The following is a 25,838-nucleotide window of genomic DNA, read 5'->3' on the forward strand; positions in this document are numbered from 1 at the left end:
GGGCATGCCTGAAACACATGCCGGAATCCAAGTACGCGATGCCCACCTACACAACCTGCGCAACGTGGACGTGGATATCCCACGCGGCACTCTCGTTGCGGTGACAGGGGTGTCAGGCTCCGGTAAGTCGTCGCTGGCGTTCGGCACCATCCACGGGGAGGGGCAACGGCGCTACCTGGAGTCGGTGGCGCCGTTTGCGCGTCGCCTGATTGGTTCTGCAGTAGACCCGCAGGTCGGCGCGGTTGAGGGACTGCCGCCGACCGTGGCGCTCGAACAGTCCACCTCCGGGGGCGGGGCGCGCTCGACGGTGGGGACGGTCTCGGCGCTGTCCAACAGCATCCGCCTGCTGTACTCGCGCGCTGGCGATAACCCGAAGGGGCTGTACTCCGACTCGTTTTCGCCCAACACGCCGGAAGGCATGTGCCCGACGTGCCAGGGCACAGGTGTCGTGCACGAGCCAACCGAAGAGTCGATGGTGCCGGACCCGACGCTATCCATCGAGGAGGGCGCGATCCAAGCCTGGCCTGGCGCGTGGGCAGGTAAGAACTTCCACGACATTTTGCAGACGCTGGGCTACGACCTCGATTCACCCTGGCAGGATCTGCCGAAGAAGGACCGTGACTGGATCCTGTTCACCGACGAGCGCCCCGTGGTGACCGTGAAACCCTTGCGCGGTGAGGACCAGATCCAGCGAAACTACAAAGGCACCTGGCGATCTGTGGCGTCGTATCTGACCAATACACTCGCCGAAACACAGTCCGATACCCTGCGCAAACGCGTGCTGTCCTACATGGAGTCACGCGTCTGCGAGACCTGCCACGGCCGTCGCCTCAACCCGGAAGCACTCAAGGTTACCTATGCTGGCATGCCCATCGACGAGCTCGGCGCCTTGCCTCTCGACCGTGTCTATGAGGTACTCGCGGCACAGAAGCCCTCGGAGGGCTCCGCCGAAGACTTGCTGCTCAAACAGATTTTGCCCGCGGTGCAGTCCGCACTCGACTTGGGCCTTGCGCACTTGAGCCTGGATCGGCCCGCGCCCACGTTGTCCGCGGGTGAGTTGCAGCGCATCCGGTTGTCCTCACAGTTGCGCTCCGGCCTGTTCGGTGTGGCGTATGTGCTTGACGAGCCGTCCGCCGGCCTGCACCCATCCGAGCGTGGTGCGGTGCTGGATATTTGCCGCCGATTCATCGACGCAGGCAATTCCGTTCTCTTGGTGGAACACGACATGGAACTCGTTGCCCAGACTGACTGGCTCGTCGACGTCGGGCCGCTCGCGGGTGAGCGCGGCGGCGAAGTGGTCTATTCCGGCCCCACCAGCGAATACTCCGGCGATGCGCCAACTGCCCGCGCGCTTGCCAACCGCAAGCTCTCGCTTAACGACGACCCCCGCGCCGCAACCGGCGAACTTTCCCTGTCCGGTGTCTCGGCCCGCTCCATCGACGGCCTGGATGTGTCGTTTGGGATGGGGCAGTTCACCGCCGTGGCTGGTGTGTCTGGTTCAGGCAAGTCGACGCTGGTCAGCACCGTTCTCGCCGGTGTCCTTCGCGACGCCGCCTCTACCGTTGTTGATGAAGACGATGAGGTGGGACAGGAGGGCGAGTGGGGCGTCGATAAGCATGATGGCTTTGACGCTGTCACCCGCGTCGTGCAAATTACCCAAAAGCCGATCGGGCGCACCCCGCGGTCAACCCTGGCCACCTACACCGGACTCTTCGACGGCGTGCGCAAACTCTTCGCCGCAACCGACGAAGCAAAGCGACGCAAATGGAGCGTGTCGCGCTTTTCCTACAACGTCAAGCAAGGACAGTGCCCGACCTGCGGCGGTGCCGGCAAGATCGAAGTCGAGCTAGTGTTCCTGCCCGGCTCGTACACCACCTGCCCCGACTGCGGCGGTGCACGCTACAACGACGAAACCCTCGAAGTGACCTGGGAGGGCCTCACCATCGCTCAGGTGCTGGAGTTGACCGTCGACGAAGCCGCGGACGTATTCGCCGACGAACCGAAGATCCTGCGCGCCGTCGAAACTCTGCAAGCCGTGGGGCTGGGTTACCTGCGCCTCGGCCAGGGCGCGCCCGAACTGTCCGGTGGCGAGGCACAGCGCATCAAACTCGCCACCGAGTTGCAGCGCTCCCGCAACTCGCGCCGGGGCTACACCGTGTACCTCCTCGACGAGCCCACCACCGGCCTGCATCCCGCCGACATCTCACTGCTAGTCAAGGAACTCAACAGCCTCGTCGAAGCGGGCCAAACCGTGATCGTGGTCGAGCATGACGTCTCCGTGATCGCGCAGGCGGACCGTGTCATCGAGATGGGCCCCGGCGCTGGCGCCGACGGCGGACAAGTTGTGGCTTCGGGCACCCCGTCAGAGCTCGCAAAGTGCGACACCGCAACAGGGCGCGTGCTCGCCGAGCGGTCGGCATAGTCCCGGGGGCTCGCTGGGTTTCGGACCCGGCGGTGGTGCGACGCTATGCAGCGGCATAGTGTGTTGGCGGTTGTAGAGACTATGCAGCGGCATAGTCCTGGGGACCCACGGTGTTTCGCTATGCCTCGATGTGCCATTCGGTCGTAAAACTGCCCCACCACCAGTCGCGCCACTCGTTGAAACTTGGGTGGACCGGCGGAGTGATCACATCGCCGCCTACATGCAGTTCGCTGACGGGGCTAATGCCGTGGAGCGAGTTGAGGAACCACAACGGGTGCTTGGCGGCGAGTTCGGGTTTGAGCTGACGGCGCTCCACCCGCATATCTAACTTCTCGGCGCGCGCGACAACCTGGTGCAGTGTGACACTCGGCAGCCACACTCCGTCGGGCAGACACAGGGAGTCGCCGTCCCACATCACGAGCGCGCCGGTGGTGGTCTCCAGCATGGAGCCATGCTTATCGACGATCACCGTGTCGTCCGTCCCCTCCACCTGGTACCGCGAACGGTACGCGCGGAACGCGCCGAAGTCGGGGCCTTTCACCTCGGGCTGGGTGCGCGGGTCTGGGGCTTGCGTGTAGGTCAGTGAGGTGGTGGGGCGAGGGGATGGGGCGGGGCGGACGTCGAGAAGCAAAAGCCCTGAGGAGAGCGCGATGCGGGGGAAGAGTTCGCCTTCGCTGAGCAGCGGCAGCATCGCGTCGACAAACCCGGCGGGGAGCGGACCGGCGGTGCGAGTGAAGCGCTCGATGTGCAGGCTGAGGCCGTTGGTGCGGCCGGAGGAGTGGCGCCAAGAATCGGCGACGTCCAGGGGGCCGTCGGAGAAGTCGCGCGGAACAAACGCGCCGTACCAGGCGTACTTACGCATCCCACGCTCCTAAAACGGACTGGGCCTTCAGGTTGCGCTCGGCGATCTCAGCGGAAGGGTCGGAGGCGAGCACGATCGCGCCACCTGCACCGACTGTCACAGTGGAGCCGGCGCGTACTGCGGTGCGGATGACCACCGACAGGTCGGCTTGGCCGTCGAACCCGATGTAGCCGAGCGCGCCCGAGTAGACGCCGCGCGGGGAGGTTTCCAGCCGGTCGATGATTTCGCACGTCCGTAGTTTCGGTGCGCCGGTCATGGAACCGGGCGGGAAGGTGGCACGGATGGCGTCGACGGCAGTGGCTCCCTCGCGTAGCTGCCCGGTGATGGTGGAAACCAGTTGGTGCACGGTGGCATACGACTCCACCTGCATCAGACCCGGGACCTGTACGCTGCCGGGTTCGCAGACGCGGGAAAGATCGTTGCGCAGCAGGTCGACGATCATGAGGTTTTCGGCGCGGGTTTTGTCGTCGTGAAGCAATGCGGGGTCCTGATCAGCGGGAATGGTGCCCTTGATCGGCTTGGCCTCCACCTCGCGACCGCGCACAGTGAGGAAGCGCTCGGGTGAGGCGCTGGCGACTTCCACACCGTCGAAAATGAGGTGCGCAGCATACGGTGCGGGGTTGTGCTCACGCAGCGGCGCATAGATCTCGCCGGTCGCTTCGGCGGTGTAGGTGTCGGTCAGGCAGACCTCGTAACTCTCACCGGCGCGCAGCAGGTCCTGTGCTTTCTCGATGCACCCGAGGTAGTCGGGGTTGCTCCAGGAACCATTGCTAATCGACGACCCCCGCGCACCGTCCGCCCCATCCAAGGCCTTCTCGAGGCGGTCAAGGAGTGCATCCGTGCCGTCGCCGGCGAGTGCACACAAGTGGGCGGTTTCTGCCTCGTGGTCGTAAACGATGAACGATTGCGGGCGCACAAAGTAAGCATCCGGGTACGGCGAGCGGTGGCGCAGCGTGATCGGGAGCGTAAGTTCCGCGCACTCGTAGCCGAGGTACCCAATGACACCGCCGGTAAAGGGCAGGTCAGGCGCGTCGTGGAGAGGGGCGGATAGTTCGCGTTGGAGGGTGTGGAGGATATCGGGGTCGCTACCAAGCGAAAAGCGAAACGAGCGCGACAGGGCGCCCGCGGTGTCTCCGAGGATGGAGAAACGCCCGCGGGGGTCGGCGGAATCGAGGAAAAACGCATCGTTGCCGTCGCGATTGATCGCGTTGAAGACGCGCTGGCAGTCGAGTGCGCCGGGCACCTCGCGGTGCAGCAACCGCCAGCCGCCGAGGAAGTTACGCATGATCGCGGCGCCGTGCTCAGTCAGCACCGATTCGGGGTGGAACTGCACACCCCAATGCGGAGCGCCATCGACCTTGAGCGCCTGGATGACGCCGTCTTCGCTGCGAGCGTGCACGGTGACGCCGGGGATTTCCTCGACGTGCAGAGAGTGGTAGCGCACCACCTGAAAACCCTGCGGAATACCAGCGAAAATGCCCTCACCGGAATGGGTAATTGTGGAAACGAACCCGTGGCGAGGCTCCGGAGCACGAGTGACGGAGGCCCCTGCGAGCATCGCCAGACCCTGGTGTCCCAGACACACGCCCAGCAGCGGGACCCCGGAATCGGCGGCAGCCTCAATCACGCGCCGGGACGTACCAAAGTCTTCCTCGCGTTCGGGGGTACCTGGCCCGGGGGAGATCACAACGTGGCTGAACTCGCCGGCGCGCACACGCTGTGGAAGGTCAGCACCCTCGCCAGCAGGCACAACGAGTGGTTCGCGGCCGGCAGCCTCGGCGATGAGGTGGGCGAGGTTGAACGTGTATGAATCGTAATTGTCAATGAGCAGGATCATCGATTCGGAATCGTATAGCGTTGACGCGCATGGACGCCAGCATCCGACAAGCAAGCGCACAAGACGCCATCGCCATTGCCGACATGCACTACCGCTCCCGTGCCCAAGCATTCCGGGGGCATATTGACGACGACGTCCTCGACGATCACGCAGCACTCGAACAACAGTGGGTCGAGTACTTCCGCAACCCGAACGGCCGCGTCGCAATCGCGGAGTTTGACGGAAAGATCATCGGGTTGGCGTACGGCATCCCAGGCGAGCGCACCGAACTTCGCAACCTGTACCTGCTCGAGGACGCAGCAGGGACCGGAGTGGCGCCGAAGCTTCTCGATGCCGTCATCCACCCCGGCGAACCAGCATTCCTCTGGGTGGCAGACTTCAACGACCGCGCCCAGGCCTTCTACACCAAGCAAGGCTTTGCGTTTGATGGTGAGTCGAAAACCCATGAGCGGGACAAGATCACCACCAAACGCATGGTGCGCCACTAGTCGATCGGGGTCGGGCTGATCTTCCAGACCTCGTCGGCGTAGTCGCGGATGGTGCGGTCGGAGGAGAATCGGCCAGACTCGCAAATGTTGATCCAGCACTTCCGCGCCCACTCGTCCTGGTCGGCGTAGTAGTCAGCGGCCATACGATCGCGAGTCGCACGGAAATCAGCGAAGTCGCCTAAGACGTAGAAGACGTCGCGCTCGCCGTAGCCGTTGTCGTCGAGAAGCGATGCGCGAATGTCGTGGAAGGCTCCGGTGCCGCGGTCATCCAAGGTGCCGTCGACAAGCGCATCGAGTGCGCGCATCAACCCTGGGGTCTGCTCGGCGATCTGACGCGGGTTGTAGTGCGCCTTCAATTCCGGAAGGTCCTCCTCGCGGGCGCCGAAAATGTAAGCATTGTCCTCGCCGACGGCATCGACAATCTCCACATTCGCCCCGTCCATCGTGCCCAGCGTGAGCGCGCCATTCATCATGAACTTCATGTTCGATGTGCCCGAGGCCTCTTTGCCAGCGGTGGAAATCTGCTCAGAGACATCCGTTGCCGGGATGATCTGCTCGGCAGGGGAGACGTTGTAGTTCTCCACGAACACCACGTGGATGAACTGGGAAGCAACCGGATCATTGTTCACCAGGTTTGCGATGGTGTTGATGAGCTTGATGATGCCCTTGGCAGTGACATAGCCCGGGGCCGCCTTCGCACCAAAGATGAACGTGCGCTTCGGGATGTTGTGCTCGCCATCCTTGGTGATCCGGAAGTACAAATCCAAGATGTACAGGGCGTTCATCAACTGGCGCTTGTACTCATGCAGACGCTTGATCTGGGTGTCAAAGATCGAGTCTGGGTCGATCACCGCACCCTGGCGGGCGTTGATCCATCCGGCGAAGTCTCGCTTGTTCGCTGCCTTGATCTCGCGCAGCTCGCGCATGATATCCGGGTCATCCGCGAAGCGGCGCAGTTCCTGCAGCTTGGACAGGTCCGTGACCCACTCATCCGATCCCGCGAGACGGTCCAAAAGCTCGGACAATCGCGGGTTGCACATACGCAGCCAACGGCGAGGGGTCACACCGTTGGTTTTGTTGTTAAAGCGTTCCGGATACAGCCCGTGCCAGAAGCCGAGCGTGTCGCGTTTGATGATCTCCGTGTGAAGCGCAGCCACACCATTGACCGAATAGGAGGCGTAGCAGGCGATCCATGCCATGTGGACGCGACCGTCGTGGATCGGGGAGTGGTGGTGCGCCGTTTCTGGATCAACCCCACGTGCCTCCATATCAAGGCGGTAACGGCGGTCAATCTCTTCCACAATCTCCCAGATGCGCCAGAAGAGCTGCTTGAAGATGGACTCCTCCCAGGTCTCCAGCGCCTCCTGCAGCACCGTGTGGTTGGTGTAGGCAAACGTGTTGGTGGTGACTTCCCAGGCGTCGTCCCAGCCGAGTCCGTGCTCGTCCATAAGCAAACGCATTAGCTCAGGAATGCCGAGCACCGGGTGTGTGTCGTTGAGCTGGATCGAGTTGTACTTATGGAAGTTGCGCAGGTCGTCGCCGTGGGCGGCGCGGTAGTCGTCGATAAGTTCCTGCAACGATGCAGACACGAAGAAGTATTGCTGACGCACGCGCAGCAACTTGCCGGCGTACGTGGTGTCGTTCGGGTAGAGCACACGCGTGATGTCGTGGACAGCCTCGCGCTCAAGGATCGCGTCGGCAAAGCGCTGAGAATTGAACGCGTCATAGTCGAACTCATCGATCGGGGAAGCGTCCCACAGACGCAGTGTGCCCACATTGTTCGTGCCGTAACCCGTGATCGGCATGTCGTACGGAATTGCGCGCACATCCATGTCGTCGAAATGAACAATGCGCTGCTCAGAGCCACGACGCACGATAAACGGGTAGAACGATTCCTTCCAACGGTCCGGGTGCTCGCGCTGGAAGCCGTCCTCGAACTCCTGGCGGAACAACCCGTAGCGGTACAGCAGGCCATAGCCGGTCAGCGGATAGTCCTGCGTCGCTGCCGAATCCAAGAAGCAGGCGGCGAGGCGGCCGAGCCCGCCATTGCCCAGTGCCGCGTCGTGTTCTGCCTCCAACACGTCGGAGAGCTCGTGGCCCAACTCGCGGGCCACAGCCTCAGCCTTATCGACGAGCCCAAGGTTCGTCAGATTGTTCAGCAGCGCACGGCCCTGCAAAAACTCCGCCGAGAAATACGCAGCGCGACGAGTCTTGCGGTAGGTGTTGCGAGTTTCATCCCAATCGTCGGCGATCTGCTCAACGACAGCGGCCGACAAGCCGGTCCAAAACTTCTTTACGGTTGCGGCTTGCGGCGACTTGCCGGCAAAGCCACGGACATGGCCTGCGATCGTCTGCTCAAATGCGGGTGACTGCTTGGAGAACGTCATGGCGCCCAAGCGTACCGCCAGTTAGCCAGCTAGGTAGGTCAAGACAGCAACTGCGGCCGAGCGTGTGGCAGCAGAAATCGTGGGCTCATAATCCGGCAGGAAGTTCGGCATATGGTTGACCGGAACATCCTCGGCAACCCTATCCTCCGCGACAGCACGATCCCACACGTCGCGCGGGGTGCATCCGATGAGCCAGAAGAGGTACGGCGCCCCAAACGTTTGACCGATGATCGGGAAGTCCTCGGAAACCGTCTTCGGATCCGACGTGACCGAGTCCTCACCGAACACCGCATCGAAGTTCGCGCGCACTGCGGAAAAGACCGCCTCGTCGTTGTCCAACAGTTCGCCGTGAGCAAAGTACTCGATGCCAGCCGTGCCCTCCGCGCCCGAGGCAGCTACCTCGGCATGGACAACACGCTCGATGGCGGCATACACGCGTGCCTTGACCTTGTCGTCGTAGAAACGGCAGTTGAGCACCAACTCCGCCGACCCTGGAATGATATTGATCGCGCGCCCAGCACTCATGCTGCCGACGGTGACCACCGCGAAATCCGCCGGATTGACCTCACGCCCCACAATCGCCTGCAGACGAGCGATAATCATCGCGGCAGTAAACGTGGGATCCACCGAGTTGTGCGGCATCGAACCGTGGGCCGAACGGCCGGGAATGTGCACCCTGATCGAATCACAAGCAGCGAACTGCGGGCCGGGCTTGGACATGACCTCGCCAGCGCGACCAGGCATCACGTGCAGGCCCAACACCACGTCCGGGGTGGGCACCTTCTCAGCCAGGCCGCCATCGGCCATGTCTTGGGCGCCCGCAGCCAGCTCCTCGCCAGGCTGGAACAATGCGATAAACGTGCCCGACCAGTGGTCGCGCGTGTTGTCCATGACGTGGCACAAGCTCAGCAGAGCCGTGGTGTGGATGTCGTGGCCGCAAGCGTGCATCGTGCCGGTCGTGTGCCCATCCGCAGTGGTGACCACCTTGCGGGAAGCAAACGGTACGCCGGTGCGCTCCGTGACCGGAAGGCCATCAAAGTCGGCTCGGTAGAGCGCTGTCGGGCCTTCGCCGTTGCGAAAGACTGCGCAGATGCCGTACTTGCCAATCGGGGCAACAACCTCGCAATCAAGCGGCTTCAACTCATGCAGGATTCGCTGGTAGGTCTCCTCCTCGTGCATGGAGAGCTCCGGGTTAGCGTGCAGTTCCTCGTAGAGTCGGCGCTGCCAGGCTGCATCAACCTGGTACGTATCCAAGATGTCGGCGATGTTGCTCATAGTCTCGTTACCTCTCTACGTTCGGGGCCAAACCTTGGGTATAGCGCAGCACGTTCGGCCTAGGCGTGCATTCTTGGCCTATACGGATACTAGGCGCGACCGTTCCCACGGCACGCAAGCGCTCCAGTTCCGTGGTGACGCGGTCGTGGACATCAAAGGGCGAAAGCGTATTGACGAAGATCTGCGTGCCGCCCTCAAAACCCGCAACAGTAGAGATGCGCCACTTCACATTGATACGCCACGGCATTGGCACCTCGACATCGTGTGGTTTGTAGTGCCACTCTTCGTTCGTGGCCACACGGGTACCGGTCGCGGCGTGTGCGGCGTGGAGCAGGTCCGACATGGCACGGACCTCGTCGTCAGTGTGCAGCCATGGCTCGCATGCTTCCGACTTCGAATACACCGTCATCGTGGGGTAGCGGTGCCCCACACCGGCAACTAGGACGGCGTGGTCGTTCTCTGCGATGACCAGGTTGTTGTCGAAAGCGGGGTTCACACCCCAGTCGTTGTACATGTTCGGGTGCTGCTGCAACTTGGCGATTTCGGACTCAGCGTTGACGCCATGCTCGTCGATAGCAACCAACTGCTTATGCAGGTGCTCAAACGACGCGCCGGCTGCGGCGAGCCAGTTTTGAAACACCACAACATAGCGGGCGTGACGGTGGTGAGTGATGAGGTCGTGCAACGAATCGACGGTGAAGGCGATGAACTGGTAATGCTCATCCGCAGTGAGCGAGCCTGAGCCTGCGAGGTCGGAGGTGTCGCGGGCGTCGTCGATAAAGTGCCGCCTTGCAATGATGACGTCGTGCCCACCACCAAAATAAGCAGGCGCGATGCTGAGCAGTTGCTCGTCCGGCAGATCCGGATCCTGACCCGACGCAGACAAGCGCGTGCGCACAATATCCAACACGTGGTGTCGGCCAGACGGGTCCGACAGGTAGCGCTCCATGTGCTCCTGCCAATCTTTTGACATTTCCGCACCATAGTTTTCGCGCCAGTAGTCGTAAGAAACGATCTCGAACAGGTTGGGCACGCGCCGAAAGTCGGCCTGTGTCGCATCGAGTTCATCCGGCATGACATTGCGCAGAATGTCGAAACCCGTGCTGGTAGTCACCAGTCGCGAACGCTCCGGGGGAGTATGCAGCATGCGGTCCGCGCAGAAATTACACGTATCGGTGTGCGCGCCGGGGCCAAGCGCTGAAGGTTCGTTCGGCTGGGTGTGAAGCGGACGGTTGCCACGGCCAGGCACCGTCCACACATGGGTTCCGGTGAACGGATTGACCTGCTTTAACGTGCCGTCCTTCATGCGTTGCAGCGCTGTGTGCTGCGCGGGCGTCGGGTTGACAGCAGCGTGAGACATGAACGACACCCTACCGCCCCGAGCGTCTAGCCTTATGCCCATGTCTGTCATTCAATTCGACGTCCTCGTCCCACCCGCAGCAGCTCCAGAGGTACGCGACGCATTCCAGCGCGCCCTCGACATCCTGGTGCGCCGCGAGATGCTCACCTCCGGCAGCGTGACAATGGAGCAAGTGCGTATCGACGACACCGTGCACGCCCAGCTCGCCGAAACCTATGAACACGACCGCGGCGAGCCAGCCGACGACGCTGAAATCCACCGCTACCGCATCGAGTCCGAAGGCGCGGACAGTATTAACCGCCTCGCTATGGGGCTCTCACGCATCCTGACCCCCAAGCGCGACCTGCCACGCGACCCCGTGGCGCTCGAGGACCAGGACAAGTTCGAGGCCCCGTCGATTTATCCCTGGACAGTTGAAGTGTTGAGGTAAGCGACCGCAATCTCCGCACCGGCGCGAACGAGCTGCTCGCGGACGTCGTCAATCTCGGGCAGCGTCACTGCGAGAGTTCCGTCGGCGGGCTGCTCGTCGAAACGCCCTGCAGCAATCGCGAATACCGCACCTGCTTCCGCAGCAAGCTCGCCGACCACAGACGCCACCTTGCCGGTGCCTGTCTGTCCATCGAAGCGACCTTCGCCGGTGATCACCAACGCAGCGCCATCGATCTGCTCAGTCAGCCCGTTGGAATCTGCGACAACGCGCGCGCCGGGCACGATATGCACGTGGGAATCGGTCCCGTGCAGCATGGTGGAAAGCCATGTCAGGCCGATGCCCACGCCGCCCGCCGCACCAAGCCCCGGGGTTGTGGGGTCGATCTCTGCGACCTCGCACAGTCGAGCAAGGCCACGATCCAAGAGTTCAACATCGTCGGTGGTAGCGCCCTTTTGTGGGCCGAACACGTGAGCTGCACCGTTCGGGCCTGTTGCTGGTGCAGACGTGTCAGTGAGCAGCACCCACTCCATAGCGCCAGCAGGGACATTGACTTTGGCAGTGTCGAAATCCGCAAGGTTTTCCAAAGCGCCACCGCCAGGTTTTAGCTGATAGCCAGCAGCGTCGAGGGGGTTGACACCGAGCGCCACCAGAATGCCGGTACCGCCATCGACCGTTGCGGTGCCACCGAGACCAAGCACGATACGTTTCGCGCCGCGGGTCTCCGCATCAGCGATGAGCACACCGGTGCCGTAAGTGTCGCCGGTCAGCGGGACCGGCTTTTCCACAGCGGGCAACCCAGAAGCAGCAGACACATCGATATAGGCGGTGGAGGAGGGGGCGTGGAATGTGTATTCGGCTTCGGTAAGGCGACCGTCTGCTGTGGTCGTCGGTAAGCAAATGCGTTCCCCCTCAAACAACGCGGACGTGCCCTCGCCACCGTCGGCCATCGGGGCAAGGATGATTTGGGCATCGCGGATCACGCTTGTCACACCCTCTGCCAGCCATTCAGCAGCCTCCTGCGCAGTAGCAGTGGACTTAAACGAATCCGGGGCGATGACGATTTTCGGCGACGGAGCCGGGTCGAAAGAGGAAGACATGCGGGCAAGTTTAACCGGAAGACCGCAAAATTCCGCGGGCGGGCGAGATGTGTTGTAGCATCTTTCCGGTAAACAATTCTGCAAGCCTATAGAAATTGGAGGCGGGGTCACATGAGTGCAATCGACCAGGAAGTTGCGAGTTTTTACGACAGGGTGCTCGAGCGAAACGCGGGAGAACCCGAGTTCCACCAAGCAGTTGCCGAGGTGCTCGACTCTCTGAAGATCGTCCTGGAAAAAGACCCGCACTACGCCGACTACGGCCTCATCGAGCGCCTCTGCGAGCCGGAGCGTCAGATCATCTTCCGCGTCCCGTGGATCGACGATGACAACAACGTGCGCGTCAACCGCGGCTTCCGTGTCCAGTTCAACTCCGCGCTCGGCCCCTATAAGGGCGGTCTGCGATTCCACCCGAGCGTGAACCTGGGCATCATCAAATTCCTTGGCTTTGAACAGATCTTCAAAAACTCGCTCACCGGTCTGCCCATCGGCGGCGGCAAAGGCGGGTCCGACTTCGACCCGAAGGGCAAGTCCGACGCTGAGATCATGCGCTTCTGCCAATCCTTCATGACTGAACTGTGGCGCCACATCGGCGAATACCGCGACGTCCCCGCGGGTGACATCGGCGTGGGTGGGCGCGAAATCGGCTTCCTGTTTGGCCAGTACCGCCGCCTGGTGGACCAGCACGAGTCGGGCGTGCTCACCGGTAAGGGGCTGACATGGGGTGGCTCCCTCGTGCGCAAGGAAGCCACGGGCTACGGCGCTGTGTACTTCACCGACGAAATGATGCGTACCAACGGCGAATCCATTGACGGTGCACGCGTGATTGTCTCTGGCTCCGGCAACGTTGCCACCTATGCGATCAAGAAGGCGCAGGCGCTTGGTGCAACTGTCGTTGGCTTCTCCGACTCCTCCGGTTGGGTGGAGACCCCGAATGGGGTTGATACTGAGCTCCTGATCGACATCAAGGAAAACCGTCGCGGACGCGTTTCCGACTATGTCGCAGAAGCCACCGGGGCGACCTACCACACCGACGGCTCCATTTGGGACCTCGAAGCTGACGTGGCGTTGCCGTGCGCAACCCAAAATGAGCTCAACGGCGAGCATGCCCAACGCCTCGTCGACAACGGTGTGAAGTACGTCGCGGAGGGCGCCAATATGCCGTCCACGCACGAAGCGACCGAGGTCTTCCGGGCTAATAAGGTCTCTTTCGGCCCAGGTAAAGCGGCTAACGCCGGTGGTGTTGCTACCTCTGCGCTGGAGATGCAGCAAAACGCTTCCCGTGACTCCTGGTCCTTCGAATACACCGACGACCGTCTGCAGCGCATCATGTCCAACATTTTCAAGACCGCTGCACGAACCGCGGAAGAATATGACCGCGCGGGCGACTATGTTGTGGGCGCAAATATCGCTGGGTTTAAAAAGGTTGCCGACGCGATGCTGGCGCAAGGCGTGATTTAGAGCTTCATCCAGTACGCTGTGCAACTATGTACCGCGTTTTTGAAGCCCTCGATGAGTTAGTGCAGACGATGGAGCAGGCCTACGGCGTGCCGATGACCTCCAACTGCATGGTGCCCCGCAATGAGATGCTCGCTCTTCTCGACGACCTCCGCAACGCCCTGCCCGGCGATCTAGACGATGCCCAGGACGTTCTGGACAAGCAGGACGAAATCCTGCGCGGGGCCCAGGAACGCGCCGACGTTCTCGTTGGCGACGCCGAAGAGGACGCCCGTCGCATCGTTTCCGACGCCCAAGCCGAATCGGAGACGGTGCTGTCGGACGCCCAGGACCACGCAACTCGACTCGTCTCGGGCGCCGAGGAAGAGTCGAACATGATGATCACCCGCGCTCGCGACATTGCAGAAACCACCATCAACAGTGCTCAGCGCGAAGCCGATCACCTTGTGGAAACCGGCAACGAGGAATACCAGCGCTCCGTCGACCAGGGCCTGAAGGAGCAGAAGCGCTTGATCTCCGAGTCTGAGGTCATGCGTCGCGCAGACGAAGAGGCACATCGCCTCGTCGAAGACGCACACGCTGAATCCTCCCGCCTGCGCGCAGAGTGCGACGACTATGTCGACTCCAAGCTCGCAGAGTTCGAGGAGACCCTCAACACCGTGCTGCGCACTGTCTCCACCGACCGCTCCGCGCTGCGTCGTGGGGCGGGCGTCTCCGGTGCAGACCGCGCTCGCCGTGGCCAGGGTGAAGCCGACGAGTACTAGCAAGGGAAGCGATTCGTTGTAGTCTGAAAGGGCTATGGCTAACAATCCTTTCGTATTTGATGTTTCCGGCGTCCTCAAAGGCGACGGACTGCCGGAAACCCTGACGCAGACGGGGCCATCCCCGTCGCGTATCGGCCCGGAAATGATCGCTATTCCTGAAGGCCGAGAGGTCAAGGTAGAAGCCACCCTGACCCCACTTGGCTCCGGCATCATGGTCGATGCGACCCTGACTGCCGAATTTGTAGGCCAGTGTGTGCGCTGCCTTAAAGATCTGACCCCCACCGAAACGCTCCAGATCTCCGAAGTGTTTTCCACTTCAGATGATTTCATCACCGGAGACGCAGAGGAAGAAGAAGACCGTGGCTCGGGGGACGAAATTGCCCGTGTCGAAGGCGATACTGTCGACCTAGAGCAAGCGTTTGTGAACGAAGCTGGGCTTAACCTGCCGTTCAACCCGACCTGCCAGCCAGAATGCGCCGGCGATACCGACGTTCCCGTGCCGGACGGTGTATCGGGTGAAGAAAACAACCTCGTCGACCCGCGTTGGGCAGATCTGGAGAAGTTCCTGTGAGCCGTTCACGCAGGAAACCCGCCAACGCCGAACAGGCATGGGAAGACGCCTATGGGGCAGTAGACCATGCGCCACTGCTGGAAAAACTGGGCGTCAACATCGAGCGCGACAATCTCAAACTTGCGCTGACTCACCGCTCGTTCGCCAACGAACACAACCAACTGCCCAACAACGAGCGACTCGAGTTCGTCGGCGACGCCATCTTAGGTCTGACCGTGGCAACTAAGCTCTTTGAGCTTTACCCGTCGCGTCCCGAGTCCGATCTTTCTCCAATGCGCGCAGCGATTGTGTCGCGTTACGGCTTGTCCGACATCGCCCGTGAGATCAACCTCGGCCAGCACGTTCTCATCGGCAAAGGTGAAGAACTGACTGGTGGGCGCGATAAAGAGTCGATTCTTGCCGACACAACAGAAGCTGTGCTCGGCGCGATATACCTCGAGCATGGATTCGCGACTGCCCGCGACGTGATCCTGCGGCTTTTCGACGAGAAACTGCGTCACGCCACGGTAAGCAAGAAGAACAAGGACTGGAAGACCGCACTGCAAGTTCGTGTGGCAGAACTGAAGCTCCCTGTTGCAGAGTATCGCTCTGAAGCCACTGGTCCAGACCATGAGCAGACCTTCCACGCCGAAGCACTGATCAACGGCGTCGTGCGAGGTAAGGGCGTAGGGCCGAACAAGAAACTCGCGGAACAGGAAGCAGCGCAACAGGCACTGGTATACCTGCGCGACCACGCTGCCGAGGCGACCCTAGGACATGCCTGAACTGCCAGAAGTTGAGGTGGTCCGCCGGGGGCTTGAACAGCACATTGTCGGCCTTACCTTTGGCCGCGTCGAAGTGCTTCACCCACGTGCGGCACGTGGCAACGAAGTTGATCTTGAGCGAGTGCTGCCGGGACGTACCGTCGTGGATACGGGCCGACGGGGCAAGTACTTGTGGCTACTGCTGGACAATGGGGCAGCGGTGCTGGTGCATTTGAGGATGAGTGGGCAGATGCTCGTCGCAAAGCATGGCGAAGTGACATCGCCGCATTTGCGAATTCGCGCAGACATGGGCACATGTGAGCTGTGTTTCGTCGACCAGCGCACGTTCGGATTCTGGCAATACACCGACCTCGTCGACGGGGTGCCTCGTCCTGCGGGCCATATTGCGCCGGACCCTTTCGAGGATGCATTTGATGTGCGAGAGACAGCGCGCGCGATGCGCCGGAAGAATTCGGCTCTGAAAACGGTGCTGCTCAACCAAGAAATTGTCAGTGGAATCGGCTCGATCTACGCCGATGAAGCAATGTGGTCTGCAAACCTCAAACCCTGGCGTAAAGCGCGCACCATGCGACAACGCGACGCCGAAGCAGTGCTTGAGGCATCGCGTGACGTAATGGCCCGGGCGCTCGAGCAAGGCGGAACGAGCTTCGATGCCCTCTATGTCAACGTCAACGGAGCCTCCGGATACTTCGCACGCTCTCTCAATGCATACGGTCAAGCCGGAAAACCCTGTGCGCGATGCGGAACGGAGATCGCCCGCACCGTGATCAACGGCCGTTCCAGTTATTACTGCCCGGTTTGCCAAGTGCTCTAGGTTAGAAGACATGGTTGATCAGCAGACGTTCAAAGTCGCGATGTCCCAGGTTGCCGCTGCAGTTGCCATTGTGACGACAGGGACGCAAGCATCGGCACACGGCACAACGGTCAGCGCATTCATGTCACTTTCTCTCGAACCACCGATGGTGCTGGTCTCGCTAGACCAGAAGTCATCGCTGCTCGCGAGGTTGGAGATCGGCTCACCGATCGGTATCAACGTGCTGTCCACCGAACAGAACGAGTTGGCGCGCAGGTTCGCTGACAAGCTCGAGGATCGTTTCGCGGGGGTGGATTGGCGCATTGCCGACGGCGCACCGAAACTTGCCGGCGACCACACCTGGATCGCCGGCAACGTTAGCCGCATCATCGAAGCAGGGGACCACTTCCTCGTCTTGGTTGACGTCACTGCCACCGAAGTTACCGCAAACTGCCCGCTGCTGTACTGGCAACGCGAGTTTGGCACCCACGGGCCAATCCAACCCGGAGAGGTACAGACCAAATCCATAGAGGGGTAGTGCGCTCGATCACGTTGGGTAATTGAGACAACCCAGGGATAAGCTGCCCGCCATGGATTCAGCTACCTCATTTGTCGAGGGATCGCTCAATGGCGTGATTTGGAGCCTCGTACCGTGGTTCCTCGTTGCTGCCGGCATCTACTTCGGCTTGCGCACATTATTCGTTCAAATCCGCATGTTCCCGGACATGCTCAAAGCCGTTGCAGAAACCCCGAAGGGCAAAGACCGCGAGGGCCGCGACCTCGATGAAGAGTACGGTGGCTTGTCGGCCTTCAAGGCTTTCACCATCTCTGCCGCCTCTCGTGTCGGCACCGGCAACATCGCCGGTGTCGCACTGGCAATCTCCATCGGTGGCCCGGGTGCGGTGTTCTGGATGTGGATGCTCGCCTTGCTCGGTGGTGCGACCGCATTCGTCGAATCCACGCTGGCCCAGCTGTGGAAAACCAAGGACAGCGACGGCAACTACCACGGCGGTCCGGCCTACTACATGACCCGCGGCCTTGGATGGAAGCCACTCGCGGTGCTGTTCTCTGCCTTCCTCGCCATCACTTACGGCTTTGTGTACAACGCCATCCAAACCAACTCCATCGCTGAAGCGGTTTCCGGCTCGTTGGGCAACGACTCTGTCGCTGTGAAAACCATCGTGGCTGGTGTCGTCGCCGCACTCACCGCGCTCATCATCTTCGGTGGCGTTACCCGCATTGCATCTTGGACCCAGGTGATCGTTCCGTTCATGGCCGGTGCCTACATCTTGATTGGCCTCGCAGTGCTGGTGATCAATTGGCGCGAGATCCCAGGCATGTTCGAACTCATCGTTGGCCACGCTCTCGGCCTCAAGCAGGTTGCGGGCGCGACCGTTGGCGCAGCCTTCGCACACGGTATGCGTCGTGGTTTGTTCTCCAACGAGGCAGGCATGGGTTCGGCACCAAATGCTGCCGCGACTGCGACCGTGTCTCACCCCGTTAAGCAGGGTCTTGTGCAGGCCCTCGGCGTGTACTTTGACACCCTGCTCGTGTGCTCCATCACCGCGTTTGTTGTACTGCTCGGCCCCGCAATCACCTATGGCCGCGATGACATCCAGGGTGCCTCGCTGACGCAGTCTGCACTCGCCGATTCTGTCGGCGCCTGGGGCGCACACGCCATCACATGCATCCTGTTCTTCCTGGCGTTTTCTTCCGTGATCGGTAACTACTACTTGGCGCAAGCTAATTTGCAGTACCTCACCGACTCCAAGTCCGCGTTGACCACGTTCCGCATTGTTGTTCTCGGCTTCGTCATCTTCGGTGCGTTCGGATCTGTGCCGCTCGTTTGGGCCCTCGGCGACACGATGGCCGGTCTTCTGGCGCTTTTCAACATCATCGCAATCGTTCCGCTCGGCGGGGTAGCGCTGAAGCTGCTGAAGAACTACAACGAACAGCGTCGCCGAGGAGAAGACCCTGTCTTCCACCGCGACATGCTGCCGGAAGTCAAGAACGTTGAGTTCTGGGACGGCTCCGACCCCGTCACCCGACGCAGCGCAGACGACCGCATCTAAGTTGTATTCTCGGGCGGTATGGCTGAGAAACGCATGACCGCCCACGTCCACGGCGAAGTCCAGGGGGTTGGGTTTCGCTGGTGGACACGCTCCCGCGCCCTCGAACTTGGGCTTGCGGGATACGCCAAGAACCTTGCAGATGGCCGCGTTGAAGTGGTTGCGGAGGGGGAGCAGGGTGGCGTCGAAAAGCTTGAAAAGCTCTTGCGGGAAACACCCTCTGGTTCGGGGCGCCCTGGGCGCGTGAACCATGTGCAAGCCCAGTACAGCGCACCGAAGGGTGCGGTAGGGTTCGACGAACGCTAAAAGCCGCGCCCGAGCGGGTAATATTGCGCGAATGCACCTGAAATCGCTGACGCTCAAAGGATTTAAGTCTTTCGCGTCCGCGACAACCATGAAATTCGAACCGGGCATTTGCGCCGTCGTCGGGCCGAACGGCTCGGGAAAATCCAACGTCGTCGATGCACTCGCGTGGGTGATGGGCGAGCAAGGTGCGAAAAACCTGCGTGGCGGGAAGATGGAAGACGTCATCTTCGCCGGTGCCGGCGGGCGCAAACCACTCGGACGTGCCGAAGTCACGCTTACTTTCGACAACACCGACAAACGATTGCCCATCGACTACACCGATGTAGCAATCACTCGCCGCATGTTCCGCGACGGTGCGTCCGAATACGAAATCAACGGCTCCAAAGCACGTCTCATGGACATTCAGGAGCTGCTGTCCGACTCCGGTATCGGCCGCGAAATGCACATCATTGTCGGCCAGGGCAAACTCTCCGAAATCCTTGATTCGCGCCCTGAAGAACGTCGCGCGTTTATCGAAGAAGCCGCTGGTGTACTGAAGCACCGTCGTCGTAAAGAGAAGGCACAGCGCAAACTTGTCGGCATGCAGGCGAACCTGGATCGCCTCACCGACCTCACCGACGAACTGGGCAAGCAACTCAAACCGTTGGCGCGGCAGGCAGAAGCCGCGAAGCGTGGGGCGGCGGTGCAGGCCGAACTGCGCGACGCCAAACTCAAGCTCGCAGGTGACCAAGTCGTGCGTTTGCGAGCGAAGCTTTCCGACGCCGCCCGTGCTGCCGAACTCCTCGAAGAACAGGTAGAAACCGTTACCGCGCAACTCGAGGAATACACCGAAGCGCAGGAGAGCATCGAAGCACAGCAGCAGGAAGTACAGCCCAAAGCACAAGAAGCACAGCAGGTGTGGTTTGCGCTATCGACGCTGGCGGAACGGGCGAGTGCTACGGAACGCATCGCATCGGAGCGTGCTCGGAGCCACAACGCCGATGTTGCCTATGCCGGGCAAGACCCGGAAGACCTCGAAGCACGGGCACGGATTGCCGACGAACGCTACGCGGAAGCCGTCGAAGCAGCCGAAGAAGCAGCAGAACAGCTGGAAACGGTACGAGAAGAAGTCGCGGAACGACAGGAAGCTTTCGATGAAGCTGAGCGCGAACACATGGCGCAGGTGCGTGCGATCGCGGACCGTCGCGAAGGCGTAGTGCGACTGCTTGCTCAAGAAGAATCGCAGGCGCAAGCGGTTGAAGCTGCTGAGGAGGAGATTCGGCGTTTCGACGAGACGCTTCAAGAAACCCGTGAACGTGCACGCCAAGCTGACGCTGAGGTTGTGTCCGTTGAGGAACGCATCGCGGCGTTTCAGGCGGAACGCGCTCCACTCGACGCCGCATTCGCCCGCGCCCACACCGAATCTGACGCTGCAGAGAAGCGCCTAGAGCAACTTCGTGCTGAGCAGCGCGAACACGAACGCAACGTAGCAACGCTTGAATCGCGCATTGCAACGCTGTCTGAGCAGACGCCGAAAATGGATGCCGCCGAATTGCTCGACGGTTTCTCACCGCTAGCGGGTTTGCTGACTACAGAGGCAGGTTTGGAAACAGCGCTTGCGGCGGCCCTCGGCGACTATGCCGAAGCGCTCGCAGGTGATGTGTCCGACGAGACCGTGTCGCGGTTGGGGAATGCGAGTCGTACGGTGGTCGTCGATAAGCGAGGCGGCTCCACATGGCGCCTGGAGACCGACGTTGAGGTGGACTGGCTGCTCGACCACGTCACGCTGGACGATGCAGTGGCTGGTCCGGTGACACGTTTGCTCGCTGACACTGTGGTCGCAAAAAATGTCGCGGCGGCACGTGCCGTCGTCGAGCAGGACCCAAGGTTGCGAGCCGTCACACACGACGGCGTACTTGTCGGCGAAGGCTGGATCGCAGCCGGCTCCGGGCAAGCAACCACGGTTGAAGTCTCCGCCCGCATCGAGGCTGCTCGCGTGGAACTTGAAACGGCCCGCCAACAACTCAGCGAACTCGCAGGCACGTTTGAAGGTGCGAAGGTTGCGGCGGAAGAAGCCCGAGTCAACGCCGCGTCGGCGCGTGCGTCTCTTCGAGAACACGACACCGAACTCGAAGCCTGGCGACGCGATCGCACCCGCTTGGTCAAGCAAGCTGAAGCGAACAAGTCGGAGCACGAACGAGCTGCGCAGCGCGCCAACGAAGCTGACGCACGGCTTGCGCAACGCCGCACCGAACTGGAAGAAACTCGCGACCGCCTCACCCGAGTGGACACGGACGTATCCGCCTCACCCGAGGAGCCGTCATCTGCCGAACGCGACGCTGCCCGAAACGCGCTAAACCACATCAAATCCATGGAAATGGAGGCCGTTCTCGCCGCGCGTACTGCACAACAGCGGGCAGAGGCGGAAGCGGGCAAGGGAGACGCGCTACGCCGCCAAGCCGAGCAAGAACGTCAGGCGAAAGCCCGCCATGACGCTGCGATGGCAAGGCGTCGAGCGGAGGCAGAGCTAGCGCGGGTCGTCGAGAAGCACGCGCGCGACCTTGCCGCCCGAATCGAGGACGCGTTGGCACGCGCGACGGCGCAACGCGATGAGCTCTCCGCCCAGACCGCAAGCCTGCAGGGACAGTTGCAGCAAGCTCGTCAGCAGGTCAATGCCACGCGCCAACAATTGTCTCGATTGACCGACAACGCACACGCATCCGATATTGCCCGCTCGCAAGCACAGGTGCGTATCGACGAAGCCGAAGCCAACATCACCTCCACCCTGGGCATCGCCGTAGCCGATCTGCTTGATGGGTACACCCCAGGTGAGGACTTTGACCGCGAAGCAGAAGAGAAACGTCTCAAGCGGGGAGAAAAGGATCTGCGCGCGCTGGGTAAGGTCAACCCGCTGGCATTGGAGGAATACAAGGCGTTGGAGGAGCGGTATTCGTTTCTTTCTACGCAGCTTGATGATGTTATTCAGGCACGCAAAGACCTCACTGGTGTGATCGAGGACGTTGACGCACAGATCTTGCAGTTGTTCACCGATGCCTGGACGGATGTGGAGGCCGAGTTCCCGCGAGTGTTCCAGACGCTCTTCCCGGGTGGTGAGGCGCGCTTGGTGCTCACCGAGCCAGACGACATGTTGGCCACCGGCATTGAAATTGAGGCCCGGCCACCGGGGAAGCGTGTCAAGCGGCTTTCGCTGCTTTCCGGTGGTGAAAAATCGCTGACAGCCTTGGCGTTTCTTGTCGCTATCTTCCGTGCGCGTCCAAGTCCGTTTTATGTGCTCGACGAAGTTGAGGCGGCGCTCGACGACGTCAACCTGCGCCGGCTCATTGCCCTTCTGGAGGAACTCCGTCAGGATTCGCAGCTCATTGTGATCACGCACCAGAAGCCAACGATGGATGTTGCGAACGTGCTTTATGGCGTGACTATGCGTGGCGATGGCGTCACTCGAGTGCTGTCTCAACGCATGCAACCTGCCGGTGCAGCGCCTGGGGTGTAGCACCTGGGGCGTAGCACCTGGGGCGTAGCACAGCGCAAGATGGCTACCCGGTGTCCGGTGCGAACAGGGGTGGATCTGTTCCCGGTAGTTCTTGGTCGTCGAAACTTGGGTGTTTGTCCCGAATTTTTCGTTTATGCCGCTGACCGGGTGACTGTTCGAACTGCCATGTGCTGGTCGTGGTCGGTGGCCCGCCGTCGGCTGGATGGTGGGTGATGTCCCAGGTGTCGGGGTCTTTTTCGAAGTGTCCCTTACCACCGGCTCCGTCTCTGTTGTCGTTGTTGCATCTGTGGTGTTCGCGACATAGCAGTATCAGGTTATTGAGGTCAGTGACACCTCCGTGGAGGTAGGACTGGAGGTGGTGGGCTTCGAGTTCGACGCCAGGTTTGGTGCACCCGTTCCAGGCGCAGACACCTTGGGTAGCGAGTAGGACGAGGCGCTGTTCAATCGACGCGAGGCGGGCGCGTCCGAGTGATAGTGGCACACCGGTTGCAGAGTCGAGTTGGAGAGCAAAAGTGTCTCCTGCTAAGCCCAGGTGAAGAATGTCGAGGGCAGTGAGATCCACACTGGTATTGGTGGAAAAGCGTGTTTGCCAATCAGCGCCGACCAGATCTTCCAGGGTCAGTGTCACCACAACGGTTCCGATGCCGCGGTCGCGCGTGATACGTGCCTGGGAGTAGTTATCCAGGATGTGCATGAGTTGGTCGAAGCGGCGTTGTTGTTTCGTGCGGGTGTCTTTGGAGCCGTCGGGTAGGTGAGAGCCGGGGGCTTCTCCGGCGGCGAGGGCTGCTTCGAATTTTGCGCGTGATGCGGCGTCGAGGTAGAGCCGGGCGTAGGAGCCGCCGTCTGCATCGGTGGGGCCGAAGGAGATGCCTCGTTTTTTAAACGCGGCTAGGGGGTCCTTTTTCTTTTCGTAGTCCAGCCCCGCGCGGTTGGCTTTGCGGACGAGGTCGGTGACGAACTTCCGGAGCTCTTCGGGGGTCATGCGTGCTGCGGCTTCCATGGCTTGGGAGTAGCACTCGAGGTAGCCCGGGTTGGCGTGTTCGTTGAGGTCCTTGAGCGCGTTGGAGATAATGCGCTTCTTTTCTTCGGAGGCTTTCTTTTCTCGTGCAGCCTTGCGGGCGCGTTCCTGGGCTTTCTTTTCTTGTTCTTTGCGTCGTTGTGCTTCTTCTTCTGCGGCGCGCTTTTCCTCTTCGGTTTGTTCCGGGTTAGTTGGTGGGGCTGGGATATCGGGCTCGCCGAAGAGGCGCTTGCCGTGGTTGAGGAGGTCGAACGCCTGGGCACGGGAGAGGCCGAGGCGTTGCGTGAGGTATTCCACGGGATGGTTGGCGCCGACCAGGGATCCGGCGTTGTCCCTTGTGCAGAGATGTGCGAAGGCGGCGTTGACGTTTCCGAGCAGTGGCAATGAGCCGTGTAGCCGCTCTATTGCTTGGTGGGTGCCGAGGAGGTGGAGGGAGTCGGGTTCCATCATGAGGTTGGACAGCGCTTCTAGTCCAGCGGTGATCTGGTTGACGTGTTGGTCGATGATGGTTGTCATGGGTCCCCCTCTCGGCTACGTGTGCTGCTAACTGAGTTGAAAATGAAGCTACAGACCAGGCCGACACGATCGCCACACATTCGAACACCCGTTCGTATGGATGGGCCTGACCTGCAGCGTTGATTCTTCGATAAGCAATGTGTCTATTGCTGTTCCACCTTGTGTCGTGGCGGCTGGCACACTAGAACGCATGAATACCACTGAGTTGATGAACTCCCCGGCCCTTTGGGTGGCGGTTGCGGTCGTCGTTGCCGTGCTGATCATCGTGGGCATCGTCGTTGCGGGGAAGAAGCGCAAGGAGTCGAAGACCGTTTCGTTTGAGAAGCCGGAGGAGCCGAAGGAGCTCACTCAGCAGGAGAAATCCGGCAATTATCAGGCGAAGGGCGGTTTCAATTTCGCACCGGCGGATGCTCAGCCGAAGCAGCCGGAGCCGATTCGTCGTGACCAGCCGGTTCTGCCGGTAGTCGAGCCTGAAAAGGCCGAGCAGGAGCCGAAGACTGTTATCGAGAAAGCAGTTGCGCCTGATGAAGAGCCATTGCTTGTCGACGACACCACCAGCACGGAGGTAGATCAGCCGAAGCCGGCCGAGCGGCCTGTGGAGGAGCCTGTCGTTGAAGAATGTGCCGTGCCAGAACCGGAGCCGGCACCAGAACCTGAGCCGGTAGCAGAGCCGAAGCCAGCTCCAGAACCGGAGCCGGAACCTGCTGTCGATGAGGCAGAAACCCCTGAGGCCGAATCGGAAACGCCCGATGCGCCAGACACGCCAGACACGGCGGAGGCAGAGGAGGCTGCTGCGGCTGCTGTAGTGGCTCAAGAGGGTGCTGAAGAGGCGCTCCAGGATGGTGCTGAGGTTTCCGATGAGGCTGTCGTTGTTGAGGCCCCCGCGAGCGAACCGATCGATGACATCGCTCCGGCAGCAGGTCGCATGGGCAAGCTCCGTGGCCGCCTTTCCCGTTCTCAGAACGCCATCGGCCAGGGTCTGCTTGGCATTCTTTCCGCTGGCGATCTGGACGAGGACGCGTGGGAGGAGATTGAAGACACGCTGATCTTGGCCGATATCGGTGCGGGTCTGACGATGAAGATCACGGACAACCTGCGCGAGAAGATCGCTGAGCGTGGTGTGGAAAACGAAGCGCAGGCTCGTGCGATGCTGCGCGAAACTCTGATTGAGGCTGCCCGTCCGGAGCTCGACCGTTCGATTAAGGCGATGCCGAATGACGGCAAACCGGCCGTGATCTTGGTTGTCGGTGTCAACGGCACCGGTAAGACGACGACTACCGGCAAGCTTGCTCGTGTGCTCGTGTCTATGGGGCACTCGGTGGTGCTTGGTGCTGCGGATACGTTCCGCGCGGCGGCTGCGGACCAGTTGGAGACCTGGGGCAAGCGCGTCGGCGCTTCCACGGTTCGTGGCAAGGAGGGTGCGGACCCGGCTTCGGTGGCCTTCGATGCTGTGGCAACTGGTGTTGACGAGGGTGCTGATGTGGTGCTCGTCGATACGGCGGGCCGCCTGCACACCTCCACGGGTCTGATGGATCAGCTGGGCAAGGTCAAGCGCGTCGTGGAGAAGAAGAGCAACGTCGATGAGGTGTTGCTGGTGCTCGACGCGACGGTGGGGCAGAACGGCATTGCGCAGGCGCGTGTCTTCCGTGAGGTTGTTGACATCACGGGTGTGGTGCTGACCAAGCTCGACGGCACCGCCAAGGGCGGTATCGTTTTCCAGGTTCAGGAGGAACTTGGTGTGCCGGTAAAGCTGGTTGGTCTTGGTGAGGGCGCGGACGATCTTGCGCCGTTTGAGGTTGAGAGTTTCGTCGACGCTCTTCTCGGCTAAGCGCTTGCTTGTCGACGACCCCGCGCCCCCGGTGATGTGCCCATCACCCGGGGCGCGCGCTAGTCTTGTGGGGATTCTTTTCCGCTAGAAGCAAAAGGGAGCGTGC

General features: G+C 61.3%; 20 protein-coding genes. 13 read left to right on the plus strand and 7 right to left on the minus strand.

The features are described from left to right. The first annotated feature begins 4 nt into the window (after positions 1–4). Positions 5–2,422, plus strand: coding sequence for an excinuclease ABC subunit UvrA (locus HMPREF3145_RS05465; RefSeq protein ID WP_070422384.1), 2,418 nt, complete (start codon positions 5–7; stop codon positions 2,420–2,422). A gap of 118 nt (positions 2,423–2,540) precedes the next feature. On the opposite strand, the gene HMPREF3145_RS05470 is transcribed toward HMPREF3145_RS05465, so the two are convergent. After that, positions 2,541–3,284, minus strand: coding sequence for an aminotransferase class IV (locus tag HMPREF3145_RS05470; protein ID WP_070422233.1), 744 nt, complete (start codon positions 3,282–3,284; stop codon positions 2,541–2,543). Beyond that, the gene (locus HMPREF3145_RS05475) at positions 3,277–5,121 is read right to left on the minus strand and encodes a chorismate-binding protein (RefSeq protein WP_070422234.1); all 1,845 of its coding nucleotides are present in this window, start codon (positions 5,119–5,121) and stop codon (positions 3,277–3,279) included. Before HMPREF3145_RS05475 ends, HMPREF3145_RS05470 begins: the two co-directional genes overlap by 8 nt. A gap of 29 nt (positions 5,122–5,150) precedes the next feature. On the opposite strand from HMPREF3145_RS05475, the gene HMPREF3145_RS05480 reads away from it, so the two are divergent. Continuing rightward, positions 5,151–5,609 carry a GNAT family N-acetyltransferase gene (locus tag HMPREF3145_RS05480; RefSeq protein WP_092100238.1) on the plus strand — a complete coding sequence of 153 codons (459 nt, stop codon included), beginning with the start codon at positions 5,151–5,153 and terminating at the stop codon, positions 5,607–5,609. On the opposite strand, the gene HMPREF3145_RS05485 is transcribed toward HMPREF3145_RS05480, so the two are convergent. Genes HMPREF3145_RS05485 through HMPREF3145_RS05495 form a run of 3 tightly spaced genes read right to left on the minus strand, consistent with a single transcriptional unit; the run spans position 5,606 to position 10,631 of the window. Further along, entirely contained in the window at positions 5,606–7,996 is a 2,391-nt protein-coding gene (locus HMPREF3145_RS05485; RefSeq protein ID WP_070422236.1) for a glycogen/starch/alpha-glucan phosphorylase, read from the minus strand. The two genes, HMPREF3145_RS05480 and HMPREF3145_RS05485, sit on opposite strands and share 4 nt — an antisense overlap. Before the next feature lie 21 nt (positions 7,997–8,017). Next, positions 8,018–9,271: an amidohydrolase gene (locus HMPREF3145_RS05490; protein ID WP_070422237.1), complete on the minus strand. Its 1,254-nt coding sequence runs from the start codon at positions 9,269–9,271 to the stop codon at positions 8,018–8,020. Positions 9,272–9,278: 7 nt separating this feature from the next. After that, entirely contained in the window at positions 9,279–10,631 is a 1,353-nt protein-coding gene (locus HMPREF3145_RS05495; RefSeq protein WP_246817515.1) for a DUF4921 family protein, read from the minus strand. Between the two features lie 40 nt (positions 10,632–10,671). On the opposite strand from HMPREF3145_RS05495, the gene HMPREF3145_RS05500 reads away from it, so the two are divergent. After that, positions 10,672–11,061 (plus strand): hypothetical protein, encoded by a 390-nt coding sequence (locus tag HMPREF3145_RS05500; RefSeq protein ID WP_070422386.1) that lies wholly within the window; start codon positions 10,672–10,674, stop codon positions 11,059–11,061. On the opposite strand, the gene HMPREF3145_RS05505 is transcribed toward HMPREF3145_RS05500, so the two are convergent. Beyond that, on the minus strand, positions 11,031–12,158 hold the full coding sequence (locus HMPREF3145_RS05505; protein WP_070422238.1) for a glycerate kinase: 1,128 nt from the start codon (positions 12,156–12,158) through the stop codon (positions 11,031–11,033). The genes HMPREF3145_RS05500 and HMPREF3145_RS05505 overlap by 31 nt on opposite strands. Positions 12,159–12,269: 111 nt before the next feature. Here HMPREF3145_RS05505 and gdhA point away from each other — a divergent pair, with 111 nt between their 5' ends. Genes gdhA through smc form a run of 9 tightly spaced genes read left to right on the plus strand, consistent with a single transcriptional unit; the run spans position 12,270 to position 22,370 of the window. After that, positions 12,270–13,616 carry an NADP-specific glutamate dehydrogenase gene (gdhA, locus tag HMPREF3145_RS05510; protein WP_070422239.1) on the plus strand — a complete coding sequence of 449 codons (1,347 nt, stop codon included), beginning with the start codon at positions 12,270–12,272 and terminating at the stop codon, positions 13,614–13,616. 26 nt (positions 13,617–13,642) lie between these two features. Continuing rightward, positions 13,643–14,377 carry a DivIVA domain-containing protein gene (locus HMPREF3145_RS05515; RefSeq protein WP_070422240.1) on the plus strand — a complete coding sequence of 245 codons (735 nt, stop codon included), beginning with the start codon at positions 13,643–13,645 and terminating at the stop codon, positions 14,375–14,377. A gap of 34 nt (positions 14,378–14,411) precedes the next feature. After that, the gene (locus HMPREF3145_RS05520; protein WP_070422241.1) at positions 14,412–14,948 is read left to right on the plus strand and encodes a YceD family protein; all 537 of its coding nucleotides are present in this window, start codon (positions 14,412–14,414) and stop codon (positions 14,946–14,948) included. Then, positions 14,945–15,712, plus strand: a complete 768-nt coding sequence (gene rnc, locus HMPREF3145_RS05525) for a ribonuclease III (RefSeq protein WP_070422242.1) — start codon at positions 14,945–14,947, stop codon at positions 15,710–15,712. The genes HMPREF3145_RS05520 and rnc overlap by 4 nt, the downstream gene beginning before the upstream one ends. After that, positions 15,705–16,526 (plus strand): bifunctional DNA-formamidopyrimidine glycosylase/DNA-(apurinic or apyrimidinic site) lyase, encoded by an 822-nt coding sequence (mutM, locus tag HMPREF3145_RS05530; protein WP_070422243.1) that lies wholly within the window; start codon positions 15,705–15,707, stop codon positions 16,524–16,526. The genes rnc and mutM overlap by 8 nt, the downstream gene beginning before the upstream one ends. Before the next feature lie 10 nt (positions 16,527–16,536). Then, positions 16,537–17,043 carry a flavin reductase family protein gene (locus HMPREF3145_RS05535; RefSeq protein WP_070422244.1) on the plus strand — a complete coding sequence of 169 codons (507 nt, stop codon included), beginning with the start codon at positions 16,537–16,539 and terminating at the stop codon, positions 17,041–17,043. Positions 17,044–17,095: 52 nt separating this feature from the next. Beyond that, entirely contained in the window at positions 17,096–18,577 is a 1,482-nt protein-coding gene (locus HMPREF3145_RS05540; RefSeq protein WP_070422245.1) for an alanine/glycine:cation symporter family protein, read from the plus strand. An 18-nt stretch (positions 18,578–18,595) separates the two neighbouring features. Beyond that, positions 18,596–18,880, plus strand: coding sequence for an acylphosphatase (locus HMPREF3145_RS05545; RefSeq protein WP_070422246.1), 285 nt, complete (start codon positions 18,596–18,598; stop codon positions 18,878–18,880). Positions 18,881–18,911: 31 nt separating this feature from the next. Further along, positions 18,912–22,370, plus strand: a complete 3,459-nt coding sequence (gene smc / locus HMPREF3145_RS05550; RefSeq protein ID WP_070422247.1) for a chromosome segregation protein SMC — start codon at positions 18,912–18,914, stop codon at positions 22,368–22,370. 43 nt (positions 22,371–22,413) lie between these two features. Here smc and HMPREF3145_RS05555 read toward each other — a convergent pair whose 3' ends face one another. Continuing rightward, positions 22,414–23,904: an HNH endonuclease signature motif containing protein gene (locus HMPREF3145_RS05555; RefSeq protein WP_070422248.1), complete on the minus strand. Its 1,491-nt coding sequence runs from the start codon at positions 23,902–23,904 to the stop codon at positions 22,414–22,416. Positions 23,905–24,094: 190 nt separating this feature from the next. Here HMPREF3145_RS05555 and ftsY point away from each other — a divergent pair, with 190 nt between their 5' ends. After that, positions 24,095–25,732 (plus strand): signal recognition particle-docking protein FtsY, encoded by a 1,638-nt coding sequence (gene ftsY / locus HMPREF3145_RS05560; protein ID WP_246815344.1) that lies wholly within the window; start codon positions 24,095–24,097, stop codon positions 25,730–25,732. Positions 25,733–25,838 lie beyond the last annotated feature (106 nt).

Origin of the sequence: Corynebacterium sp. HMSC05C01 (genome assembly GCF_001807155.1) — a bacterium.
Taxonomy (GTDB): domain Bacteria; phylum Actinomycetota; class Actinomycetes; order Mycobacteriales; family Mycobacteriaceae; genus Corynebacterium; species Corynebacterium coyleae.